This is a genomic window from Streptomyces sp. NPDC044064 (assembly GCF_056434245.1).
Genome location: NZ_JBWKFN010000001.1, coordinates 326,525 through 347,945 on the forward strand (window position 1 = coordinate 326,525; position 21,421 = coordinate 347,945).

At 71.9% G+C, this 21,421-nt stretch carries 23 protein-coding genes and 1 pseudogene; 12 read left to right on the plus strand and 12 right to left on the minus strand.

Features of this window, described 5'->3' with window-relative positions:
• The first annotated feature begins 153 nt into the window (after positions 1 to 153).
• The 3 genes from AC07DS_RS01450 (at position 154) to AC07DS_RS01460 (ending at position 3,273) form a co-directional block, all read left to right on the plus strand.
• Entirely contained in the window at positions 154 to 1,395 is a 1,242-nt protein-coding gene (locus AC07DS_RS01450) for a polysaccharide deacetylase family protein (RefSeq protein WP_479141566.1), read from the plus strand.
• Between the two features lie 61 nt (positions 1,396 to 1,456).
• On the plus strand, positions 1,457 to 2,710 hold the full coding sequence (locus AC07DS_RS01455) for an SLC13 family permease (RefSeq protein ID WP_479142127.1): 1,254 nt from the start codon (positions 1,457 to 1,459) through the stop codon (positions 2,708 to 2,710).
• A gap of 65 nt (positions 2,711 to 2,775) precedes the next feature.
• Entirely contained in the window at positions 2,776 to 3,273 is a 498-nt protein-coding gene (locus tag AC07DS_RS01460; protein WP_479141567.1) for a universal stress protein, read from the plus strand.
• Between the two features lie 316 nt (positions 3,274 to 3,589).
• Here the strand turns inward: AC07DS_RS01460 and AC07DS_RS01465 are convergent, their stop codons facing one another.
• Positions 3,590 to 3,976, minus strand: a complete 387-nt coding sequence (locus AC07DS_RS01465) for a PPOX class F420-dependent oxidoreductase (protein WP_479141569.1) — start codon at positions 3,974 to 3,976, stop codon at positions 3,590 to 3,592.
• Between the two features lie 188 nt (positions 3,977 to 4,164).
• Positions 4,165 to 4,926 (minus strand): SDR family NAD(P)-dependent oxidoreductase, encoded by a 762-nt coding sequence (locus AC07DS_RS01470; protein ID WP_479141571.1) that lies wholly within the window; start codon positions 4,924 to 4,926, stop codon positions 4,165 to 4,167.
• A 120-nt stretch (positions 4,927 to 5,046) separates the two neighbouring features.
• Here AC07DS_RS01470 and AC07DS_RS01475 point away from each other — a divergent pair, with 120 nt between their 5' ends.
• Both AC07DS_RS01475 and AC07DS_RS01480 read left to right on the plus strand, forming a co-directional pair.
• A complete protein-coding gene (locus AC07DS_RS01475) occupies positions 5,047 to 5,655 on the plus strand; it encodes a TetR/AcrR family transcriptional regulator (protein ID WP_479141572.1) in 609 nt (202 codons plus the stop codon).
• Positions 5,656 to 6,019: 364 nt separating this feature from the next.
• Complete coding sequence (locus AC07DS_RS01480) at positions 6,020 to 6,301, plus strand: hypothetical protein (RefSeq protein WP_479141574.1); 282 nt, start codon at positions 6,020 to 6,022, stop codon at positions 6,299 to 6,301.
• Between the two features lie 172 nt (positions 6,302 to 6,473).
• Here AC07DS_RS01480 and AC07DS_RS01485 read toward each other — a convergent pair whose 3' ends face one another.
• Together AC07DS_RS01485 and AC07DS_RS01490 are read right to left on the minus strand one after the other, a co-directional pair.
• Positions 6,474 to 8,339 carry an RICIN domain-containing protein gene (locus tag AC07DS_RS01485; protein WP_479141576.1) on the minus strand — a complete coding sequence of 622 codons (1,866 nt, stop codon included), beginning with the start codon at positions 8,337 to 8,339 and terminating at the stop codon, positions 6,474 to 6,476.
• Positions 8,340 to 8,615: 276 nt separating this feature from the next.
• The gene (locus tag AC07DS_RS01490; protein WP_479141578.1) at positions 8,616 to 9,512 is read right to left on the minus strand and encodes a helix-turn-helix domain-containing protein; all 897 of its coding nucleotides are present in this window, start codon (positions 9,510 to 9,512) and stop codon (positions 8,616 to 8,618) included.
• Positions 9,513 to 9,581: 69 nt separating this feature from the next.
• Here AC07DS_RS01490 and AC07DS_RS01495 point away from each other — a divergent pair, with 69 nt between their 5' ends.
• Positions 9,582 to 10,391 carry a phytanoyl-CoA dioxygenase family protein gene (locus tag AC07DS_RS01495; RefSeq protein WP_479141579.1) on the plus strand — a complete coding sequence of 270 codons (810 nt, stop codon included), beginning with the start codon at positions 9,582 to 9,584 and terminating at the stop codon, positions 10,389 to 10,391.
• Between the two features lie 22 nt (positions 10,392 to 10,413).
• Here the strand turns inward: AC07DS_RS01495 and AC07DS_RS01500 are convergent, their stop codons facing one another.
• Positions 10,414 to 11,382, minus strand: a complete 969-nt coding sequence (locus AC07DS_RS01500) for an aldo/keto reductase (RefSeq protein ID WP_479141581.1) — start codon at positions 11,380 to 11,382, stop codon at positions 10,414 to 10,416.
• 199 nt (positions 11,383 to 11,581) lie between these two features.
• Here AC07DS_RS01500 and AC07DS_RS01505 point away from each other — a divergent pair, with 199 nt between their 5' ends.
• The gene (locus tag AC07DS_RS01505; protein WP_479142129.1) at positions 11,582 to 12,355 is read left to right on the plus strand and encodes an endo alpha-1,4 polygalactosaminidase; all 774 of its coding nucleotides are present in this window, start codon (positions 11,582 to 11,584) and stop codon (positions 12,353 to 12,355) included.
• A 24-nt stretch (positions 12,356 to 12,379) separates the two neighbouring features.
• Here the strand turns inward: AC07DS_RS01505 and AC07DS_RS01510 are convergent, their stop codons facing one another.
• Positions 12,380 to 12,913, minus strand: coding sequence for a flavoprotein (locus tag AC07DS_RS01510; RefSeq protein ID WP_479141582.1), 534 nt, complete (start codon positions 12,911 to 12,913; stop codon positions 12,380 to 12,382).
• 9 nt (positions 12,914 to 12,922) lie between these two features.
• Positions 12,923 to 13,381, minus strand: a complete 459-nt coding sequence (locus AC07DS_RS01515; RefSeq protein WP_479141583.1) for a nuclear transport factor 2 family protein — start codon at positions 13,379 to 13,381, stop codon at positions 12,923 to 12,925.
• Positions 13,382 to 13,500: 119 nt separating this feature from the next.
• Between AC07DS_RS01515 and AC07DS_RS01520 the strand changes: the two are divergent.
• Positions 13,501 to 14,046: pseudogene (locus AC07DS_RS01520) on the plus strand (TetR/AcrR family transcriptional regulator); the annotation flags it as partial.
• Positions 14,047 to 14,431: 385 nt separating this feature from the next.
• Here AC07DS_RS01520 and AC07DS_RS01525 read toward each other — a convergent pair.
• Both AC07DS_RS01525 and AC07DS_RS01530 read right to left on the minus strand, forming a co-directional pair.
• Positions 14,432 to 14,632: a ferredoxin gene (locus tag AC07DS_RS01525; protein WP_479141585.1), complete on the minus strand. Its 201-nt coding sequence runs from the start codon at positions 14,630 to 14,632 to the stop codon at positions 14,432 to 14,434.
• A gap of 12 nt (positions 14,633 to 14,644) precedes the next feature.
• Positions 14,645 to 15,874, minus strand: coding sequence for a cytochrome P450 (locus AC07DS_RS01530; protein ID WP_479141586.1), 1,230 nt, complete (start codon positions 15,872 to 15,874; stop codon positions 14,645 to 14,647).
• A 294-nt stretch (positions 15,875 to 16,168) separates the two neighbouring features.
• Here AC07DS_RS01530 and AC07DS_RS01535 point away from each other — a divergent pair, with 294 nt between their 5' ends.
• Complete coding sequence (locus AC07DS_RS01535) at positions 16,169 to 16,801, plus strand: LysE family transporter (protein WP_479141588.1); 633 nt, start codon at positions 16,169 to 16,171, stop codon at positions 16,799 to 16,801.
• Positions 16,802 to 16,849: 48 nt separating this feature from the next.
• Here the strand turns inward: AC07DS_RS01535 and AC07DS_RS01540 are convergent, their stop codons facing one another.
• Positions 16,850 to 17,290, minus strand: a complete 441-nt coding sequence (locus AC07DS_RS01540; RefSeq protein WP_479141590.1) for a nuclear transport factor 2 family protein — start codon at positions 17,288 to 17,290, stop codon at positions 16,850 to 16,852.
• Positions 17,291 to 17,521: 231 nt separating this feature from the next.
• Between AC07DS_RS01540 and AC07DS_RS01545 the strand changes: the two genes are divergently transcribed.
• Both AC07DS_RS01545 and AC07DS_RS01550 read left to right on the plus strand, forming a co-directional pair.
• Positions 17,522 to 17,971 carry a nitroreductase family deazaflavin-dependent oxidoreductase gene (locus AC07DS_RS01545; RefSeq protein WP_479141592.1) on the plus strand — a complete coding sequence of 150 codons (450 nt, stop codon included), beginning with the start codon at positions 17,522 to 17,524 and terminating at the stop codon, positions 17,969 to 17,971.
• Between the two features lie 225 nt (positions 17,972 to 18,196).
• Entirely contained in the window at positions 18,197 to 18,505 is a 309-nt protein-coding gene (locus AC07DS_RS01550; protein ID WP_479141594.1) for a DUF4235 domain-containing protein, read from the plus strand.
• Between the two features lie 34 nt (positions 18,506 to 18,539).
• Here AC07DS_RS01550 and AC07DS_RS01555 read toward each other — a convergent pair whose 3' ends face one another.
• Together AC07DS_RS01555 and AC07DS_RS01560 are read right to left on the minus strand one after the other, a co-directional pair.
• Complete coding sequence (locus AC07DS_RS01555) at positions 18,540 to 19,004, minus strand: pyridoxamine 5'-phosphate oxidase family protein (RefSeq protein WP_479141595.1); 465 nt, start codon at positions 19,002 to 19,004, stop codon at positions 18,540 to 18,542.
• Positions 19,005 to 19,069: 65 nt separating this feature from the next.
• Positions 19,070 to 19,789 carry a TetR/AcrR family transcriptional regulator gene (locus AC07DS_RS01560; protein ID WP_479141596.1) on the minus strand — a complete coding sequence of 240 codons (720 nt, stop codon included), beginning with the start codon at positions 19,787 to 19,789 and terminating at the stop codon, positions 19,070 to 19,072.
• A 125-nt stretch (positions 19,790 to 19,914) separates the two neighbouring features.
• Here AC07DS_RS01560 and AC07DS_RS01565 point away from each other — a divergent pair, with 125 nt between their 5' ends.
• Positions 19,915 to 21,417: an APC family permease gene (locus tag AC07DS_RS01565; protein ID WP_479141598.1), complete on the plus strand. Its 1,503-nt coding sequence runs from the start codon at positions 19,915 to 19,917 to the stop codon at positions 21,415 to 21,417.
• Positions 21,418 to 21,421: the final 4 nt, after the last annotated feature.

The following is a 21,421-nucleotide window of genomic DNA, read 5'->3' on the forward strand; positions in this document are numbered from 1 at the left end:
CAGCGGGGTTCGTCATGAGCGCGCCACAAGTGTCACAGGACGGCAACACGTTCCGGCCGCCGCGATCTTTCCGCGTGGACCCCTCATCGAACCCGTCGACCGCACAGCGAGAAGGCTCCGCAGGGAGCCGCGACGAGGAAACCGGGGAAGAACATGAGCGGCATTTCACGCAGGCGGGTGCTGACGGCGGGGGCGGCCGCGGGCGCCCTCGGGGCCCTGTCCGCCTGCTCCACCGCCGGCGGGCTGTCCGTCGGCGAGAAGGACCCGGCGTACGGCAAGGGCAGCGAGCAGGCCCGCCCGGCGAAGCCCATCGGCGACGGGTCCACCGCCGACACCGGCCCGCAGCCGCACCAGCCGAAGCCGGTCCGGCTGAAGCCGGGCCAGAAGCCGCCGCAGTTCGTGGTGTTCTCCTGGGACGGCGCCGGTGAGCTGAGCAACAAGCTGTTCACCCGGTTCCGCAAGGTCGCGTCCGACCACGGCGCCAAGATGACCTTCTTCCTCAGCGGCATCTACACGCTGCCGGAGGCCAAGAAGGAGCTGTACCGGCCGCCGCGGCACGCGGTCGGCGCGTCCGACATCGGCTACCTCGCCGACCGGCACATCCACGCCACCATCCAGCAGGTGCGGTCCGCCTGGCTGGAGGGCCACGAGATCGGCACCCACTTCAACGGGCACTTCTGCGGCGCGACCGGGGTGCGCAACTGGTCGCCCGCCGAGTGGCGCAGCGAGATCGACCAGGCGATCGACTTCGTCACGAAGTGGAAGACGAACACCGGCTTCTCCGACCTCGAACCGCTGCCCTTCGACTACCGAAAGGAGCTGACCGGCGGCCGCACCCCCTGTCTGGAGGGGCAGGCCAACCTGCTGCCCACCGCGGCCGCGCTCGGCTGGAAGTACGACGCCAGCTCCCCCGGCGGCCTGCAGATCTGGCCGGGCAAGGTGCAGGGCGGCCGGATCTGGGACTTCCCGCTGCAGTCCATACCCTTCGCCGGCCACTCCTTCCAAGTGCTGTCGATGGACTACAACATGATGTTCAACCAGTCCGGCGGGAACCCCCTGGGCGATCGCACCCGGTTCGACGCCTGGCGCGCCCAGGCCAGAGACACCTACCTGGCCGGGTTCCGGCGCGCGTACGAGACCAACCGCGCTCCCTTCTTCATCGGCAACCACTTCGAGCGCTGGAACGGCGGCATCTACATGGACGCCGTCGAGGAGGCGATCGGCCGGATGGCCGAGCACGACGACGTCCGGTTCGTGTCCTTCAAGCAGCTCGTGGCCTGGCTGGAGGCCCAGGACCCGGCGGTGCTGCGCAAACTGCGCACGCTGGCGCCGGGGCAGGCCCCGGTGGGCGGCTGGGAGGAGTTCCTGGGCGCGGCGGGCACCCGGTCCTCCTAGTCCGCGCTCCGGCGTTTGTTTTCATGGGCGGGCACCGTCTGATCGATCCGGAGGACCCGCCCTGAACACCCTGCTCCTCGAATCCCTGTCCGCCGTGCTGCTCGCCGCCGTGCTCGCCTGGGCGGTGGTACGGCCCTTCGGGTGGCCGGAGGCGGTACTCGCCGTCCCGGCCGCCGGGATCGCCGTCGCCGCCGGGGCGATCTCGCCGGACCACGCCCGGGCCGAGGCCGAACAGCTCGGGCCGGTGGTGGGGTTCCTCGCGGCCGTGCTGGTGCTCGCCCACTTCTGCGATGTGGAGGGGCTGTTCCAGGCGTGCGGGGCGTGGATGGCCCGGTGGGCGGCGGGCCGTCCGGTGCGACTGCTGGCGGCGGTGTTCGCGCTGGCGTCGGCGATCACGGCGGTGCTCAGCCTGGACGCCACGATCGTGCTGCTCACCCCGGTCGTCTTCGCGACGGCCGCGCGAACGGGCGTACGGCCGAAGCCGCACGTGTACGCCTGCACGCATCTGTCGAACACGGCGTCGCTGCTGCTGCCCGTCTCCAACCTGACGAACCTGCTGGCCTTCGCGGCGAGCGGGCTGACCTTCACCCGGTTCGCGGCGCTGATGGTGCTGCCGTGGCTGGTGGCGATCGGCGCCGAGTACCTGGTGTTCCGCCGGTTCTTCGCCCGTGACCTCAGCGCGGCGGCCCCGGCCGGCCGGGACACCGGTGAGGCGCCGCGGCTGCCCCTGTTCGCGCTGGTGACCGTCGGCTGCACGCTGGCGGGGTTCGTGGTGGCGTCGGCGTTCGGGGTGGACCCCGCGTGGGTGGCCGCCGCGGGGGCGCTGGTGCTGGCCGGGCGGGCGCTGGTACGGCGGAAGGCGACTCCTGTCACCGTCGTACGGGCGGCGGCGCCGGCCTTCCTGGCGTTCGTACTGGCGCTGGGCATCGTGGTGCGCGCGGTCGTCGACAACGGGCTCGCGGACGCGCTCGGACACGTCCTGCCCGGCGGCACGGGACTGCTCGCACTGCTCGGGACGGCCGCGCTGGCCGCCGTCCTCGCGAACCTCATCAACAATCTGCCCGCGGTGCTGGTGCTGCTGCCGCTCGCCGCTCCCGCCGGTTCCGGCGCGGTGCTCGCCGTCCTGCTCGGGGTGAACATCGGCCCGAACCTGACCTACGCCGGGTCGCTCGCCACCCTGCTGTGGCGGCGGATCGTGCACCAGCACGAGCACGGCGTGGACCTCGGGGAGTTCACCCGGCTCGGCCTGATCGCCGTGCCCTCCACGCTGGCCGTGTCGGTGGTGGCACTGTGGGGGTCGCTGCAGATTCTCTGAGGGTTCCCCTCCTCCAGGGGGTTCCCCTTCTCCGAGGGTTCCGAGAGCCGAGGGAGGCCGGCCGGATGCGTGTGATCGCCTGGCTCGTCGAGGGCACCTGGCCCGCCTGTGTGGACGCCGTACGCGACCACGCCCCGCACGCCTCCGAGGTGGTGCTGCTGCATGTGACCGGTCCGGACGTGCCCGGGGTCGCGCACGGCGCGTACGCGGGGCTCCTCGGCCGGGGCCGTCCCGAACGCGACCCGGGCAGCCGCCTGGAGGCGCTCGGTGACAGTTCGGCGGCCGAACTCCTGGCCGCGGCGGCCGAGCGGCTGGGACGCCCGTGCACCTGCGAGGAGCGGGCCGGGCGCGTCGAGCGGGAGGTGGTGGCCGCGGCCGACGGGGCCGATCTGCTGGTGCTGGCGCGGGACGGTGACCGTTCCCGGCTCGGGCCGCACAGCCTGGGCCCGGCCGTCCGGTTCGCCGTCGACCACGCGCCCTGCCCGGTACTGCTGGTGTGGCCCGAACCGGCCCCGGGTCTCGGGACGATCCCTCCCCCGCCGCCGCACCACCACGGGGCATGACCCGGATAGGCGCCGGCCGAGTGGCCGGCCATGGAGGTCTGTCCGGTCGAGCTGGTGGAGGACCGGCAGCGCGAGGCTCTGCTGGTCGAGTGCAGGGCCCGGAAGATCGAGCCGCTGGGCCGGACCCGGGTCGAGAAGGATCCGCCCTGATCTGCTCCAGTCTGCGACCGATCGACCACGGAAACTCGATGAAGCCGTGGAACCAGACCTTGTCCTGGAGGGCAGAGCAGCCGGCGGTGTCCTTCTTCTCGAAGCTCGTCGGCCCGGGATCCTTGTGCCGTCCGGTCGGCCTCGACGGCGGGGTGGTCCATGCCTGCTACGGGGCGAGGCGCACACGGATGCCCAGCGTCCCGTCCCCTCCCCGGCTCAGCCGACTGCTGAGGATCATGAAGCGGCCAAGGATGCCGTACTTGCGGGCGATGAGTTTGCGGTAGCGGGCGCCGGTCGCCTCGTCGACGATCTCGGCGGTTGCCGGGACCTGGTCGCCCGTCAGGTTGCCACGCAGGTCGCAGGGGCCGACGAGGATGTCGCCGCGTGCCCGGATCCGCTTGACCTTCCAGGAGTCGGCAGGGGTCCGCACGCCCAGCGTGTCACCGTCGCGCACCACCCACACAGGGGTGGCGACCGGGGTGCCGTTCTTGCGGTAGCTGGTGACCAGCACGTATTTGCCGGTGCCGAGCTGTTCCAGCAGCGTGTCGCTCATGATGCGTCTCTGCTCCTTGCTGTCGATTCGCCGCACCGACCGGTGGCCCGGTGGTACCGGCCGTTGCGTCGGTTTCCGCGTCGACGCCGCTGGGGGCCGGCCCCCAGCGGCGTGAGGTCCTCCGCCCGCGGGAACTGGTTGCGTCCTTGGGGCCGGGCCGCTTTCGAGCGCGGTGGCGGTGCCGGTGCTCAAACCTGCTCGGTGGGGCGCACGAGCACCTCGGCGACGGCCACGTGCCGGGGGCGGGTGACGATGAAGCCGACGCTCTCGGCGACGTCCTGGCTCTGCAGACGCTCGATGCCCCCCATGACGGCGGCGAGTTGCTGCTGTACGGCGTCCGAGTTGTGGCTGCGCAGTTCGGTGTCGACGCTGCCCGGCTCGACTACGGACACGCGGACGTGCTGGCGGGCCAGTTCCTGGCGCAGCGCTTCGCTGAACGCGCCGACACCGAATTTGGTGGCGCAGTACACCGCCTGCATGGCGTAGGCATTACGCCCGGAGAGTGAGCCGACGTTGACGATGTCTGCGACCTGGCGCGGCCCGTCGGCGGCGGCCTTCACCAGGTGGGGGATGGCCGCGTGGGTCGTGTACATCAGGCCCATGAGGTTGATGTCGATCATGCGGCGCCATTCGTCCAGGTCCGCGCCGGGGACGGGGCCGAGCAGCATGAGACCGGCGTTGTTGACCAGGGTGTCCACACGGCCCAGGCCCTCGACGGTCCGCTCGACCGCTGCCGCGGCGGCAGTGGCGTCGGTGACGTCGGCGGGTACAACCAGGGCCTTGCCGCCGGTGCCGGAGATTTCCGCGGCGAGGGCTGTGAGCCGGTCTTCACGGCGGCCGACGAGGGCCACGGAGGCACCTTCGAGGGCCAGCTCCAGGGCGGTGGCACGGCCTATGCCGCTGGATGCCCCGGTGACCAGGGCGACGGTTCCTTCAAGACGGCGAGTCATGATGTTCGAGCCTTTCGGTTGTGAAGGAGTTGCGAAGTAGTACAGCCACGTCGTGCGGGGCGGACGGGAGGGGGATACGGCCCTGTCGGTCCGGCGCCGAGTCAAAGGCACAATGGGGAAGTGAGCATCAGCAGGCAGCAGACGACCGACACGACGCGGCAGGGGACTCGGGCGGACGGAGGGCTTTCGCCCCGCGAGCGCCTGGTCAGGGCCGCGTCGCGGCTCTTCTACTACGAGGGCGTTCGCGCGGTCGGCGTGGAGCGGCTGATCACCGAGGCCGGGGTGACGAAGGTGACCTTCTACCGCCACTTCGCCGCCAAGGACGACCTGGTCGTGGCCTATCTCCTGACCAAGGACGCCTACTACAAAGAGGTGGCCGAACCGCTGGCCGCCGCACACCCGCCCGCCGAAGCGATCGACCTGATCTTCGAGGCCATCGCCGAGCACGCGCGCGAGCGCGGCTTTCGCGGATCGCCGTTCCTGAACGCGGCCGCCGAGTACCCGGACGCGGACCACCCTGTCCGCGTCTTGGTGACGGCACACCGGGACTGGATCCGCGGCCTGCTCCAAGGCCTGCTCACCCGCCTGGGCCACACCGACCCGGAGTCGGCGGCCGGTGCGCTGCTGATGCTGTACGACGGAGCGATGGCGGCCGGCTACCTGGACGATTCGACGGCCGCCCACAAGACGCTGCTGGACGCCGTCCGCCTGATCCGATCCGGAGGCTGAGCCTGGCGCGACCGCGCGGAGCACCGGCTCCGTGCGGTGCCCCGGCCAGGCAGGGACAGGGATCGACTTCATGGAATCCTCTGATCGCTTGCCGATGTGCATCGGCGACCCACGGCAGCCCTCCCGGGAAGATGGCCCGAGTGGGATGCCTTGCCGGCCACCCCAGCAAGTAGGTAGACCGGTCACTCTACTTCTCGACGGTAACACCCATGGCGCCCGCGCGCTAACAGTTACCTTGTGTACTGTCACCCTCGCCGACCGTCACGGGTTCTGGGAGTGCATCCCGCGGGACAGGAACACCCTCACGTAACAGCCCGGGCTTGTGAGCGACGATTTCAAGCGCGTGGAATCGCACGACTGTCCGGTGTCCACCTGCGCCGCCCCCGCGGGCTCCCCGTGCCGGACCGGCAAGAACAAGGTGGCCATCCAGCACCACACCGCCCGGTCGTCCTCGATATGCCGGGCAAGGTCGCCGGCTTCCGCCGCGCAGCCCGGCTGGACGGCACAGAGCGGGCCGTGCTCGACCAGGGCGTCACCGTACGGCGAGGGCAGGGCTACGCCTTGCACGTCACCGCCGTGCTCGCGGTCCACCGCCGACTTCTCGACCTCTGCCAGCCCCTCGACGGCAACCCGGGGACCGCCGTGACCCGGCCCAGCGCAAGGCCCGCCGCGAGTACGCGAACCTTGTCACCGCCCTCACCGACGCCCGCCACTGGTCCCGTCAGATGTCCAAGATCATCCCATGGCGGGTTTCTGGCGCATCCGGGTCATGCCCCACCACTGAGCCGCACCGCGGGCGGGCTGCGGCCGGGCGACGCTCAGCGGTGGTGACCCCCCGTGCCGCCGCCGTAGCCGCCGCCGTTGTAGCCGCCGCCGTTGTAGCCGCCGTCGTTGTAGCCGCCGTCACCGCCCCAGTCGCAGTAGTCCGGGTAGACCGAGCAGTAGTCGCGCGTGGGGGAACTCGACGGCGCCGGGCTCGACTTGGACGCGGTCGGGGTGGGGGTCGGGGACGGGGTCGCCGAGGCCTTGGAGGTGGACTTGACCGACGGGGGCGGCGCGGGGGTGTTGTCGGTGTCCCAGTTGACGACTTCCATCTGCAGGTCCGGCTTGGCGGTGTCGACGGTCCAGCGCTGGGCCGGGTTCGCGGCGCGGTTCTTGAGGACGAGGGCGCCGGAGCCGTCGGTCGCGGCGGGGGTCAGCGCCAGGTCCTGGTCCGAGCGGGGCACCAGGGCGCCCTGGAGCGTGAAGTCGTAGCGGATGTCCTTGGCGGCCGCACCGGTGACCGAGCAGGGGGCGAGCCGCACGGAGTAGCCGAGATGGGAGTCCAGACACAGATCCGGGGCGGAGGCGTTGCGCAGCAGTCCGTCGGTCTCGTACGACCACTGCTGGCTCGCCTCCGAGGAGCAGTCGGCGAGTTCGGTCTCCGCGCCCTCGACCGCCTTCCTGCCGACGACGCCCACGCATTGCCCCGAGGCGAGGTTGTGCAGCCGGCCGCGCAGCACGCCCTTGGTGGTGCCGCTCGCACCGGCCCAGGACGGAGCCGGCGTGCCGGAGTCCTTGCCCGGCGCCCGGGAGGGCGTGCCGCCGGGGGCCGGGGTCCGGTCGTCGCCCGAGCCGAGCACCGACCACAGTATCAGCGGGAGGACGACCAGGCCGCTGACGGTGACGACGGCCAGGGTGAGATTGCGGCGCCGGACACGGCGGGCCGCCCGGTGCGCGGAACGGCGGGAGCGGCCGGGCGCGTCGGCAGGGGCGGCGGCGGGCGCGGGTGCCACGGGGGTGAAGGCCTCACCGCCCAGGGGAACCGTGGGGGCCGGTGCGGGCTCCGGGGCCGGGGCGGTGGTCTCCTCTGTACGGGCCGCCCGGGATTCCATGTAGGCGTGGGCGCCCCAGCCGAGGACCGCCTCGGCGAGTGCGAGGCCGAGTCCCCTGTTGAACTGGGCCAGCTGGTCGGCGGTCTGGCTGCAGTGCCGGCAGCCGGACAGATGCTGCTGCAGGTCCGGGTCGACGTCGATCCCGCCGCGGCGGAAGGTCACGTCGAGCATGCGCAGGTAGCGCTGGCACTCGGCCTCGGGGGCGAGCTCGCGGTGGGCCTGGAGGCATTCCTCGCGCAGCCGTTCGCGGGCGCGGCGCAGTTCGACCCGGGTCTCCTCGTCGTCCAGGCCGAGCAACGCGGCGGGGACGGCGAGGGGTTCGGCCTCGACCTCCATGTGCCACAGCACCGCGCGGGCGGACTGGGGCAGCCGCTGGAACGCGCGGGACAGCAGTCGCCGGCCGGACGGCGGCAGCAGACGGGCGGCCGCCCGCTCCCCGTTGCCGGTGTCCGCCCGCAGCGCGGGGTGGAGGAGTTCCTGACGGCCGTCGCCGTCCCATTCGGCCGCGATCCGGCGGACGGTGACCAGCAGATGCGGGCGCCAGGCGGCTGACGGGCCCGCCTGACGGAGCGACTCGCCGAAGAGCCGGGTGAAGGCGGCCGTGGTGAGCATGCCGGCGGCGCGCGGTCCGTCGGTGCACAACCGGGCGTAGGCGAAGGCCGCTTCCCAGTGCCGGTCCAGGAGTTCACCGACCGGGTGGAGCGCGGGTGTCGTTCCCGTCCACTTCTTCAGTTCGGCGCTCAGTTGCTCGTCCGAGACGTCGAACCGACGGGTGGTTGGGACGGAATCCGACCGGCCTGCGTCATTCACGGCTGCGTTCCTCCGGGCGCGACACGGGATTTAGTCCGTACCAAGGGTACGGAATTGGGATTCGGCATCCCGAACGTCCGCCTGGGCTGCTCTTTTGAAGCGTGGGGGGCGAACGGGAGCGGCCTGGCGCATGCAGCAGGAAATGTAATTGTCTGCACGCCGACAGCGCACACTTTTGCACAGGCCGACGCCATTGAACAAGAGATCTCTCACTTTTAAACATTGCGTCGACAGGCGGCTATTTGATCATTCGTCAATGAGGGCCTTTGCCGTGCATTACGAGCGACGCTCCCCCGCGCGATAGGCGCCGGGCGGCACTGCGTAGCGCTGGCGGAAGACACGGCTGAAATGGAAGGGGCTCGGGAACCCGGACGCCGCCGCCACCCGCTCCACCGTCAGGTCGGTGGCCTCCAGCAGCCGTGCCGCGTGCCGCAGCCGGGCCTCACGCAGGGCGCGCATGGGCGGTCTGCCGGTCCGCAGGGTGAACAGGTGGGCGAACCGGGACGGGGAGAGCGACACGCTCGCGGCGAGCGAGGCGACGGTGTGCGGCGCGCCCGGGTCGGCGGCGATCAGCTCCTCGGCGTGTCGCACACGGGTGTCGTCGCCCGGCTCGGGTGCCGGCTCGTGGGCGCGCGAGGCGGCGAGCAGTACGACCTCCTCCAGCGCGCACAGGGCCAGCTCCCGCGCCAGGCTGTCGTGGGCCACGGCCACCGGGTCCGCCACCTCGGGCGGCGTGCCCGGTGCGGGCCGGCGGGCGTCGGCGAGCATCCGGCCGAACGCGGCCTCGATACGCCCGTGCAGGCCCGCGGAGACGGGGGCGACGACGTACAGACCGTCGGCGAGGGCGTACGGGCCGAGCCAGGGCGCCCAGTACGGGCGGGCCTGGCAGTGCACCCACCAGAACCGCCAGTGCGGAGCACCGGACGCCACGGCGTAGCGGTGGGCCACCCCCGGGGCGAGCACCACCAGATGCCCGGCGGCCGCCTCGGCACGCGCGCCGCCCTGCCTGATCGTGCCGCGCCCGCCCGTGGTGAAGGTGAACAGCCAGCTGTCCGACCCCCGCGGCCGGTCCACGCCGTACCCCGGTCCCTGGTCGTAGCGCCCGGTCACCACCAGGCCCGGGTGCGGCGACGGGACGCCGGCAGCAGTCCCGGGCAGTCCGTCAGCATGCATGGGCATCCTCCGCGAAGGCGCGTCGCCCTAGCGTGGCAGGCAGGTGACCAGCGGACGAGGAGCGGACACATGACAGCCACGGGCAACGGCGGCATCCTGCCCGACGCACTGCGCCGGCAGTTCGAGGAGGCGGGATTCACCGTCGTGCGCGGGCTGTTCGGACACGACGAGATCGAGCGGCTGCGCGACGGCTTCGCGGCGCTGCAGGCGGCCGGACCGGTCCCCGGGCACTTCGAGCCGCGGCCCGCGGACCCCGACCCGCTGCGCAGGCATCCCCGGGTGATGCAGCCGCACGAGTTCAGCGCGCCGGCACGGGAGTTCCTGCTGGACGCCCGGCTGCGGGCGGTGCTGGAGGTGCTGTTCGGTGAGGAGGTGCTGGCCGCGCAGAGCATGTTCTACTTCAAGCCCCCGGGCGCCCGGGGCCAGGCGCTGCACCAGGACAACTTCTATCTGCGGGTCGAGCCGGGCACCTGTGTGGCCGCGTGGGTGGCCTGTGACGTCATCGACCGGGACAACGGCGGCCTCGAAGTCGTGCCGGGCACGCACCGGATGGATCTGTTCTGCCCCGAAGCGGCCGACGAGAAGCTGTCGTTCGCCCGCGAGTACGTCCCGCCGCCGCCCGGTCTGGCTCCGGTGCCCGTGGACATGGCACCGGGCGACGTACTGTTCTTCAACGGCAGCCTGGTGCACGGTTCGGGGCCCAACCGCAGCGCCGACCGCTTCCGGCGCTCCTTCATCGGGCACTACGTGGGCCGTTCGGCCGAGCGCATCGGGGGCTACTACCGGACGCTGGCCATGTCCGGTGCGCGGGTCCCGCTTCCGAGCAGCGAGGGTGGAGGTCCGTGCGGCACGGAGTTCGCACCGCACGGACCGCATTGAGGAGCAACGGACCCGTCGGGGATCAGTGGCCGCTGATCGCGCGCGGGGTGTAGGCCTCCTCCAGTTCCTCGATCTCCTTGTCGCTCAGCTCCAGTTCGACGGCGGCCACCGCGTCCTCGATGTGCTGCGGCCTGGCCGCGCCGACGATCGGTGCGGCCACCGCGTCCTGGTGCAGCAGCCAGGCGAGGGCGACCTGCGCGCGCGGGACACCGCGGTCGGCGGCGATACGGGTGACGGCCTCGACGATCGAGCGGTCGCTCTCCAGGTAGAGCCGGCTGCCGAAGTTGTCCTGGGCGCTGCGCTCGGTGACGGTGCCCCAGTCGCGGGTGAGCCGGCCGCGGGCGAGCGGGCTCCAGGGCAGCACCCCCACACCCTGGTCCGCACAGAGCGGCAGCATCTCCCGCTCCTCCTCGCGGTAGAGCAGGTTGTAGTGGTTCTGCATGGACACGAACTTGGTCCAGCCGTGCCGCTCGGCCGTGTACTGGGCCTTGGAGAACTCCCAGGCGTACATCGAACTCGCCCCGATGTAGCGCACCTTGCCCGCCTTGACCACGTCGTGCAGCGCCTCCATCGTCTCCTCGACGGGCGTGGCGTGGTCATAGCGGTGGATCTGGTAGAGGTCGACGTAGTCGGTGCCGAGGCGGCGCAGGCTGTGGTCGAGCTCGGACATGACGGCCTTGCGGGACAGCCCGCCCCCGTTGGGGCCCGGCCGCATCCGGCCGTGCACCTTGGTGGCCAGCACGATCTCGTCGCGGTCGGCGAACTCACGCAGGACCTTGCCGACGATCTCCTCGCTGGTGCCGTCGGAGTAGACGTTGGCGGTGTCGAAGAAGTTGACGCCCGCCTCCAGCGCCTGCCGGATCAGCGGCCGGGACGCCTCCTCGTCGAGGGTCCACTCGTGGACACCGCGGTCGGGCAGCCCGTAGGTCATGCAGCCCAGACAGATCCGCGAGACGTCCAGGCCCGTCGAACCGAGCTTCACGTACTGCATCGTCACTGCTCCTGCCTTCCGGGGCGATGGTCACTCAGGAGCGTACGGCGTGCTCCGGCGCCGACTTGACTGCGACGTCGGGCGGACGATTGGATCCTGACACGTGATCGATCGAGCGGACGTGCCCACCAGAGGCGTCTCCGGTGTCCCAGGTCCCGGGAGGACCGTCGGCACCGTACTGCTCGCCGTCGCCGTCGCGATGTCGGCCCTGACGGGTTGTGACTCGGGCAGCACGCCCGACGAGCGGTCCCAGAAGCCTGCCGCCGTACGCCTGCCGCCGCGCCACGCCGGCTTCGACTACCAGATCGGCGGCGGCTATCCCCCGCCCGCCGGCGTCCGGATCGTCAGCCGCGACCGGTCCGACTCCCCGGCGCCGGGCCTGTACAACATCTGCTACGTCAACGCCTTCCAGGCCCAGCCGGAGGAGCGCTCCTCCTGGCCCGCCGACCTGCTGCTGCGGGACGGCCGCGGCAAGGTCGTCATCGACGAGGACTGGAACGAGCCGCTGCTCGACCTGCGCACCCCGGCCAGGCGCAAGCGTGTGGCGGACCGGGTCAACCAGTGGATCGACGGCTGCGCGAAGAAGGGCTACGACGCCGTCGAGCCCGACAACTACGACAGCTACACCCGGTCCCACCACCTGCTCACGGCCGCCGACGCGACCGCGTTCATGCGCCTGATCTCCCGGCACGCACACGGCCTGAACCTGGCCGTCGGGCAGAAGAACACCGCCGAACTGGCCGGGCGGCGACGGCAGGCCGGGCTGGACTTCGCGGTCGCGGAGGAGTGCGGGCAGTACGACGAGTGCGAGGTGTACGCCAAGGCGTTCGACGACCGCGTGGTGGACATCGAGTACACCGACAGCGGCCTGCGCCAGGCCCTCGCCCGCTGGGGCGAGCGGCTGAGCATCGTCCGCCGGGACGTGGACGTCTCCACACCGGGCAAGCCGGAATACGTCCGAAAGGTGCGGTGACTCGCCGGAGCGGCCCGCCGCCCCTCAGGGCCGCTCCAGCAGGTCCAGCGCGCTCTCCCAGGGGAACTCGGGCCGCCCGCCGCCTTCCTCGGGCATGCCGGAGTACGGCTCACCGAAGCGGACGCCCATCCCACGCAGCCGGATCAGGCTGTCCTGGTAGGCCGGGTGGGCGGCCAACGCATCCGCCACACAGGGCAGGACGGTGATCGGCACACCCAGCCCGGCGGCCTCGCACAGGGTGCCCACGGCGAGGGTGTCGGCCAGCCCGGCCGCCCACTTGTTGACGGTGTTGAAGGTGGCGGGGGCCGCCACCACGGCGTCCGGCGGCGGGAACGGGCGCGGGTCGGCCGGGGACCGCCAGGCGGACCGTATCGGCCGGCCCGTCTGCGCCTCGACGGCGGCGGTGTCGAAGAAGCCGCCCATGGCGACCGGTGTGGCGATGACCCCGACCTCCCAGCCCCGCTCCTGGGCGGCGGTGATCAGCTTGCTGACGCCGGCGGCGATCCCGGCCGCGCAGACGACGACGTAGAGGAAGGGCTTCCGGTCCTGTGCGGTCATCCGGGCACCCTACTGAAGCGGGAAGGTCTGCCCCCGCTCGGCCTCGGGCCGCGGCTCGCGGATGCGCCGCTGGTCCTCCTCGATGCGGAGGTCGTTGATGCTCGCCTCCCGCCGGGTCATCAGACCGTGCTCGTCGAACTCCCAGAGTTCGTTGCCGTAGGAGCGCCACCACTGCCCGTCGGCGTCCCGGCACTCGTACTGGAAGCGGACGGCGATGCGGTTGCCCTCGAAGGACCACAGGTCCTTGCGCAGCGCGTAGTCACGCTCGCGGTGCCACTTGGCCGTGAGGAACTCGACGATCTCGGCGCGGCCGGTGACGAAGGTGTCGCGGTTGCGCCAGACGGAGTCCTCCGAGTAGGCGAGCGCCACCTTGTGCGGGTCGCGGGTGTTCCAGGCGTCCTCGGCGGCCTGGACCTTCTGCGCGGCGGTCTCGTGGGTGAAGGGGGGCAAGGGCGGTCGGTCGGTCATGGCGGCTCCTCGGCCTGTACGGGTCGCACGGCTTGCACGACAGCGGAGAACGAGCGTTCTCCGTATGTGCTGCTACCGTAGGAGAACGTTCGTTCTCTCGTCAAGGAGTGGGGTCGCAGATGGACAGCGCGGTCGCCCGGGACCAGGCGCTCGACGCCGCGGAAGCCCTGTTCTACGCCCGGGGCATCCAGTCCGTGGGCATGGACGAGCTGCGTGGCGCGTCGGGCGTGTCGCTCAAGCGCCTCTACCAGCTGTTCCCCACCAAGGAGCAGCTCGTCGAGGCTTATCTGGCCCGGCGGGACGAGCGCTGGCGCGGACGGCTCGCCGAACACGTGGCACGGCAGCCGGACCCGCGGGAGCGGATCCCGGCCGTCTTCGACTGGCTGGAAGGGTGGTTCGGCGAGGACGGCTTCCGCGGCTGTGCCTGGATCAACGCGTACGGCGAACTGGGCGCCACGTCGGCCCGTGTGGCGGAGCAGGTGCGCGCACACAAGGAGGCGTTCCGGGACTACCTCGCCTCGCTCGTGACCGGGGCGGACTTGCCCCCCGCACTGACCGCCCCGCTGTTCCTGCTGGCCGAGGGCGCCATGGTCACGGCGGGCGTCACCGGCAGCACCCGGCCGGCGGCCGAGGCCCGCGAGGCGGCCCGGGTGCTGGTGGCTGCCGCCGGTCAGGGCTTGTCCGGCTTCGGGCCGGACGCCGCGGGGCAGGCGGGAGTTGTCGGACAGGCCCTGGGGCCGGGCCTGTCCGGGCGGATCAGGCCGGCCCCGGGCGACGGCACCTCACCGGCACAGGCAGAGGCGGGCAGAGGTGGACAGGGGTCCGCACGAACGCAGCCGAGTGCAGCCGAGCGCGGGGAGCCGGCAGACGGCGGCAACGCGGCCACGGGCTCGCCACGCCCCTGACGCAATGCGGGCGAGCGTCGGGAATCTGCAGCCGGCGGCAACGCGGCTGCAGAACCCCCGCGCCCTTCAGGCGATGCGGGAGGGTCGGGAGGGTGTGGCGGGCCCCGTGATTCCGGCACGATCCGGTGGACAGGCCGGTGCAGGCTCAGCCGGCCGGCTCCGTCACCTTGATCGCTCCCACCGGGCAGGCGCGGGCCGCCTCGCGGACCATCGGGTCGCCCGCGCCGTCCTCGTGGTCGGGGATCAGCATGCTGTAGCCGTCGTCGTCCTGGGTGAACACGCGCGGCGCGGTCAGCGCGCACTGGCCCGCGCCGATACAGACGTCCTTGTCGATCTCGATGTGCATGGACTGAGCCTCTTACCAGGTCACGGGGAGTTCCAGCATCCCCTGGATCGTGTCGCCGGGTTTGAAGGGGATTTCCTCGGCGGGCGCGGCCAGCCGCAGGCCGGGCAGCCGCCGGAGCAGGGCACCGAGGGCGATCTCCAGCTCCGCACGGGCCAGGTTCTGGCCCAGACACTGGTGGATGCCGAACCCGAAGGCCACGTGGTGGCGGGCGGGGCGGTGGAAGTCCAGGGCGTCGGGGTCGTCGTACAGGGACGCGTCGCGGTTGATGATCGAGGTCGCGAAGAGCACGCCCTCGCCGGCCCGGATCGTGGTGCCGGCGACCTCGATGTCCTCCAGGGCCACCCGCAGCATGCCCTCCGCGATGGACAGCATCCGCATCAGCTCCTCGACGGCGGCGGGCAGCAGCGCCGGGTCGGCACGCAGCTCGGCCAGCCGGTCGGGGTGCTGGAGCAGCGTGTAGGTGCCGAGGGAGATCATGTTGGCGGTCGTCTCGTGGCCGGCGACCAGCAGGATGACGGCCAGCGAGAGCAGTTCGGTCCGGTCCAGCGTGCCCTCGCTCAGCTGCTGGTGGACGAGGTCGTCCAGGACGCCGTCACCGGGTTCGGACTGCTGTGCCTTGCGGTCGATCAGGTCGCCGAGATACGCGTCCAGCCGCTCGCGCGCCGCCTGGGTGTCGGCGGCAGTCGGGCCGCGCAGCAGCCGGCGGGACTGCTCCTCGAAGAACTCGTGGTCGGCGTACGGCACCCCGAGCAGACCGCAGATCACCATGGACGGCACGGGCAGGGCGAAGGCGGAGACCAGTTCGGCCGGCGGGCCCTTCTCGACCATCTCGTCCAGGAGCCCGTCGACGATCCGCTGGATGGCGGGCCGCAGCCCGGTCGCGCGTTTGAGGGTGAACGACGGGATCATCATCCGCCGCTGCCGCTGGTGCACGGGGTCGTCGACGCCGAGCAGCGCGACCCGGCGGTCGCGGACGGCCGCGAAGCGGGCCGTGGGGATCGGGAAGTCGGGGCGGCTGCGGTCGGTGGACAGGCGGCCGTCGGCGAGCAGCGCGCGGGCGGTGGCATGGCCGGTGACCAGCCAGACCTCGCGGCCGTCGAAGAGGGTGGCGCGGGACAGGTCTCGCCCGTCGCGCAGCGGCTGGTATCCGGTGGGCGGGTGGTAGGGGCAGGTGCGGTCCTGGGGGAAGGCGACGGGTTCGGCCGGGGTCGCCGGGCCGGTGATGTCCGTCAGTTCCGTCATGGAAAGACCTCGCAGACGAAAGAAGTGCGTCGTGCCGATCTTCATTAGATGCCCCAGGCACCTATGGGACGACGACAAGTTCGGCCAGATCGGTGATCGGTGCGATCTGGCCGAAGAGTGTGGTCACCGGGGTCGGGAACGCGCCGAAATTCGCTTGCCGCCGGGGAGCCGGCGGCCCGAGGATCTGCCCATGTTGCTTATGGACACCATTCTGCCGCCGACCGCCGCCACCGTCCTTCCGGTGCGGGGCCAGCAGCAGCCCGGCCGTCGTCGGAGGCCCGAGCCCGCACGCCCGTGACCGCCGCGCTCCTCGCCGGTCTGCTGGCCGGCTACGGCATCGCGATTCCCGTCGGCGCGGTCGGGACCTACCTGGTCTCCCTCACCGCCCGCACCTCGCTGCGCACCGGCGCCTGTGCCGCCCTCGGCGTCGCCACGGCCGACGGCCTGTACGCACTGGTGGCCGCGGCGGGCGGATCGGCCCTGGCGGCATCGCTGCGGCCGGTGCTGACCCCGTTGCGCTGGGCCTCGGCCCTGGTCCTCGTCGCCCTCGCGGCCTGGGGCGCGGCCCTGGCTCTGCGCCAGTACCGCGCCCATCGCCGGGCCACCCGACCCGAGCGGCCGGTTCCCGGCGCCGGACGCGCGTATCTCGGCCTTCTCGGGATCACGCTCCTCAACCCCGTCACGGTGATCTACTTCGTGGCTCTGGTGCTCGGCACCAGTACCGCGGACGCCGTACGGCCACTGGAGCGGGCCGTGTTCGTCGTGGCGGCCTTCGCCGCCTCCGCGAGCTGGCAGCTGCTGCTGGCAGGGGGCGGCGCCCTGCTCGGCCGCCTCCTCACCGGCCGCCGGGGACGGTTGCTGACGGCGCTGGCCTCCAGCGGGGTGATCCTGGTGCTGGCGGTGCGGATGACGGTGACACCCGGGTGACCGCCGTCGGTCAGGGCACGCGGGTGCGCCAGGTCTTGACGACAGGGTCTAGGGGCCGGGTGCGAAGGCGCGGGCGACGGCGAGGCTGTCCTCGTAGACGTGGTGGCGCACGACCAGGCCGTCCCGGACGGTGAGGTGCAGGGCGAACCGGGCGGTGTAGGAGCGGCCGGTCGGTTCGGCCGTCTGCCGGATGGCGCCGAGGACGACCGCGTCGTCGCCGTCGACCAGGATGTGTTCGATCCGGGTGTCCGCCTTCTCCGGGATGTGGTGGGCGGCCAGTTCGCGGTAGTGGGCGACGGCGTCGGCACGGGTGGAGCGGTGCCGGATCCACGGGGTGTCGGCGCGGCCGTGCTCCTCCTCCGGCCAGCTCAGCTTCCAGTCACCGTGCTCCGCGTACAGCTCGCCGATCCGCTCGGGGTCGCCCCGGCCGATCCGGCGGAGCAGTTCCTCCACGACGGAGCGGGTCGGGGTGGTGCAGGTGGGAAGCATGAGCGCCGAGCCCCTTTCTCGTCTTCTCGTCTTCTCTTCTCCGGGCCGGCCGCGGCGGGGGTGTGGTGATCACCCGGGATCACTGTGCCCGAGGCGTCCGGGGCGGCGCGATGACCCGCGGGGTAATCACCCGCCTGGGCGAATCGGCCGGCGGTACGGATGATTCGGGCGGCCGCGGGTGTTGTAGCCGGTCGCACGTGAGTCGTTGGACCGACCGAGGAGACGGTTGCCATGCCGCTTGAGGGCGAGTACGAACCCAGCCCGACGCAGTGGGTGCGCGAGCAGGTCGAGCTCTACGAGAGTTCGGGCGGGACGAAGGGCACGACGCTGATGGACACCGGGATGCCGGTGATCATCCTGACCACCCGGGGCGGCAGGAGCGGAAAGGTCCGCAAGACGCCGCTGATGCGGGTGGAGCACGAGGGACGGTACGCCGCGGTCGCCTCCCTCGGCGGCGCTCCCAAGCACCCGGTCTGGTACTTCAACGTGAAGGCCGACCCCCATGTGGAACTGCAGGACGGTGCGGCCAGGCAGGACATGAGGGCCCGTGAGGTCACCGGTGCGGAGAAGGCCGAGTGGTGGGAGCGGGCCGTGGCCGCGTACCCGCCGTACGCCGACTACCAGAAGAAGACCTCGCGAGAGATCCCCGTGTTCGTCCTGGAGCGGTTCGGCGTGAGCTGATTCAGGCCGGGAAACGGCCCGTTCTAGAAAAATCTGTGTCCGGGAGGCATGAACCGGCTTCCGGCCGGGCAGTCGTGCGTCAGGGCCCCGCCGCGTTCCCCCGTCGCGGCGGGGCCCTTCTGTGCCCTGCCCGGCGGCCCGTCCTAGGTACCCGGGCGAACGGGTGGCGCCGCGCGGGCCTCCCGCTCGCGGGGCGCGGGGCGCGGGGCGAGGAAGGAGTGACCCATGGCGAAGTACAAGAAGAAGAAACTCCCTCTCGTCTACGCACCGCTCGGCTTCGCGCTCAGCTGGGCGGGCGGGGCGCTCGCGGGGCTGGCCTTCCGCAGGGCCTGGCTGGCGCTCCGGCACGAGGAGGTCCCGCCCGACGCGCTGGACCCGGACCGCGGCTGGGGCGAGGTCCTGCTCGCCGCGGCGGTCCAGGGTGCCGTCTTCGCGGTGGTGCGCAGCGCCGTCGACCGTACCGGCGCCAAGGCCATCGCCCGGTCGACGGGTGCGTGGCCGGTCGCCGACAAAGCCGGCCGGGATCACGGCTGACCCGCCGGCCCTGCCCGCGGGCCGGTCACGGGAGTCAGTCGGCGACCAGCCACACCCCGTCGCGCATCAGCTCCCGCCCCTGCAGCTCGTTCTCCTCGCGCCAGGCCTGGACACGCTGCGGAAGGACGTTGAAGTACAGGTAGCGGGTGGTGAGTCGGCGCGGGTCGAAGCCGGTCTTGCCGGCGAAGATCTCGGCGTCCTCCTCGGGCAGGTCCTCGGGGGTCACGGCCCGGACGACGCCCTCGATGATGACGACGTCCCGGGTCGGTCCGATGCCGATCCGGGCCCTGCCGGTGGCCACGAGGTTTCGGCCGGTGGGGCTCGCGGCCGGGGTGGCGATCAGCAGCGTGGCGCCGTCCCAGACGAACGACAGCGGGACCAGATAGGGCGCGCCACCGTCCTCGCCCGCCGTGGCGACCCAGGCGTCCTCGTCGTGCTCCAGCCGGTGGAGAGTGTCCTTCTTGCGCTGTTCCGCGGTGCGGGCGGGCGGCGGGGTCATGTCGTACGGCCTCCTCGGGACGGGCTTGTACTCGTATGACGTGTGAACGGCGTCCAGTGTGACCGTCAGCCTTCCGTCTGCGCACGGAACTGATCAAGGCGTGTCTGAGCCGCCGTCAGCAGCAGCTCCAGTGCGGCCGGGTAGGAACTGGTCCGCATGGAGGCGACGAGATGGCGGGCGGTGGCCGCGATGTTCGGGTGGGTGTCGGCCGGCAGCCGGGCGTAGGTGTCCCGCCACACCTCGGCCTCGGCCTGCTGGGCGGCCCGGGGCAGGGCGGTGACGGCGGAGTCGAGGGCGCCGAAGGCGAGGGCCTGGTCGACGAAGGCATGGTAGATCCGTACCGCCTCCGGATCCGGGAAGCCGGCCACGCGCAGCACGCCGATCATGCTCTCGACCGCCTGGATCTCGTGCACCCGGCCGGTGACCCGGTGGGCGCTGAGCATCGCCGCCCGGGGGTGGGCGAGGGCGCCCGCGTGCATGCGCAGTCCGAGGTCGCGCAGGTCGGCGCGCCAGTCGCCGGTCGGCCGCCAGACCCGCAGGGTACGGCCGATCAGCTCGTCGGCGATGGCGAGCATCAGATCGTCGGTGTGCCGGAAGTACCGGTACAGGGAGCTGGGGTCGGCGCCCAGGGCACGCCCGAGGCGCCGGACGGAGAGGGCGTCGGCGCCGTGCTCCTCGATCAGCCGGAGCGCGGTCTCGACGATCAGATCCGCGGAGAGCACGACGCCCTGTTTGGTGGGGCGCCTGCGCCGGCGGTCGGCGGCCGGGACGACACGGTCGGTCATGAGAGCCCTCCCTGGTGTGTGCCCGGCACCTTACGACAACACCGTTGACCTGTGAAGTCCACGGGCGGTTTCATCTGCGGTCACCGGGGCCGACCAGGCCCCCCGGTGCGAGCGGAGAACCGGCGATGAGCGAGACCCCCTTCGGTGTGGATCCACCCGCGCAGCCCGAGCTGCGCAAGTCCCTGAGCGTGCTGGACGGCGTCGCCGTCGCCGCCTCCAGTACGGCCGCGACCACCAGCATCGGCATCGGCCTCGGCGTGACGGCCGGTGTGGTCGGCCTGCATCTGCCGGCCATCATGCTGCTGGCCTTCGTGCCGATCCTCGGCATCGCCGGTGCCTACTCCCGGTTGAACCGGGTGGAGCCCAACGCGGGCAACGGCTACGTGTGGGTGGGTCGTAGTCTCAGCCCCTGGCTCGGCTTCATGGTGGGCTGGGTGAACTTCGTGGCGAGCGTGGCGTTCCTCGCGTACACCACGGCGGTCACCGGTTCCGCGATGCTGCAGCTGGCCGGGGACGCGGGCCTGCACCGGATCGGCTCGCTCGCCCTGGACCCGGACTCGACCGCGCAGACCACGGCGGTGGGCATCCTGGTCCTCGTCGTGGTGACCCTCACCGCCGTGACCGGCGTCCGCACCGCGGCCCGGCTGCAGACCTGGCTGCTGGTCTTCGAGTACACCGTGCTGCTGGGCTTCTGCGGATACGGCATCGTGGCCGGCCCGCACCCCTTCCGGCTGTCCTGGTTCAACCCGTTCGAGATCCCCTCGGCGACCGGGCTCGCGCAGGGAATGCTGCTGTCGGTGTTCTGCTACTGGGGCTTCGACGCCGCGTTCACCGTCAACGAGGAGGTACGCGACCCCCGGGACGCCTCCAGGGCCGGCACGATCACCCTGGTGACCATGCTCGGGCTCTTCCTGCTCGGCTCGATCGCCTTCCAACGGGTGTTGTCCGAAGGCGAGCTGGCCGGACACGGGGCACAGGGCCTGGCGTACTTCGGTGACCGGCTGGCCGCTCAGCCGCTGGCCGCTCTGCCCCTGGTGGCGCTCATGTTCTCGGCGGTGGCCTCGCTGCAGGCCGGTGTCATCCCGACGGCCCGCGGCATGTTCGCGATGAGCCGGGACCGTACCCTCGGACCGGTGTGGTCCAAGGTCAGCCCCCGGTACGGGACGCCGGCGGTCGGCACCCTGCTGATCGGGGCCCTGGCCACGGCGGTCGCGGTGCTCGCGCTGGTGATCCCGCGCCTGTCCGACATGATCAACGCGACGGTGAACGCCGTCGGGATCGTCGTCGCCCTGTCCTACGCGCTCACCGCGCTCGCCGCCGCCGCGCGCTTCCGGTCCCTGCTGCGCGAGGACTGGCGCCAGGGGGTACGGGCGGTGGTGCTGCCCACGCTGAGCGCCGTCGCCCTGCTGGGTCTCGGCGGCTACCTCGGCTGGTCCTTCTACAGCTCCGCCGACCACTTCGAGGTCAGTGCGGACAACGGCTGGTTCCTGCTGCTCATGCCGCTGCTGATGATCGCGTCCGGGTTCGTCGTCGCCGCGTGGGCGAAGTGGGTGCGCCGATCACCGTACTTCCGCACCGGCGTCGGTACCGACGCAGACTCCCAGCAGCTTCTGACCACCGTCAACTGACCTA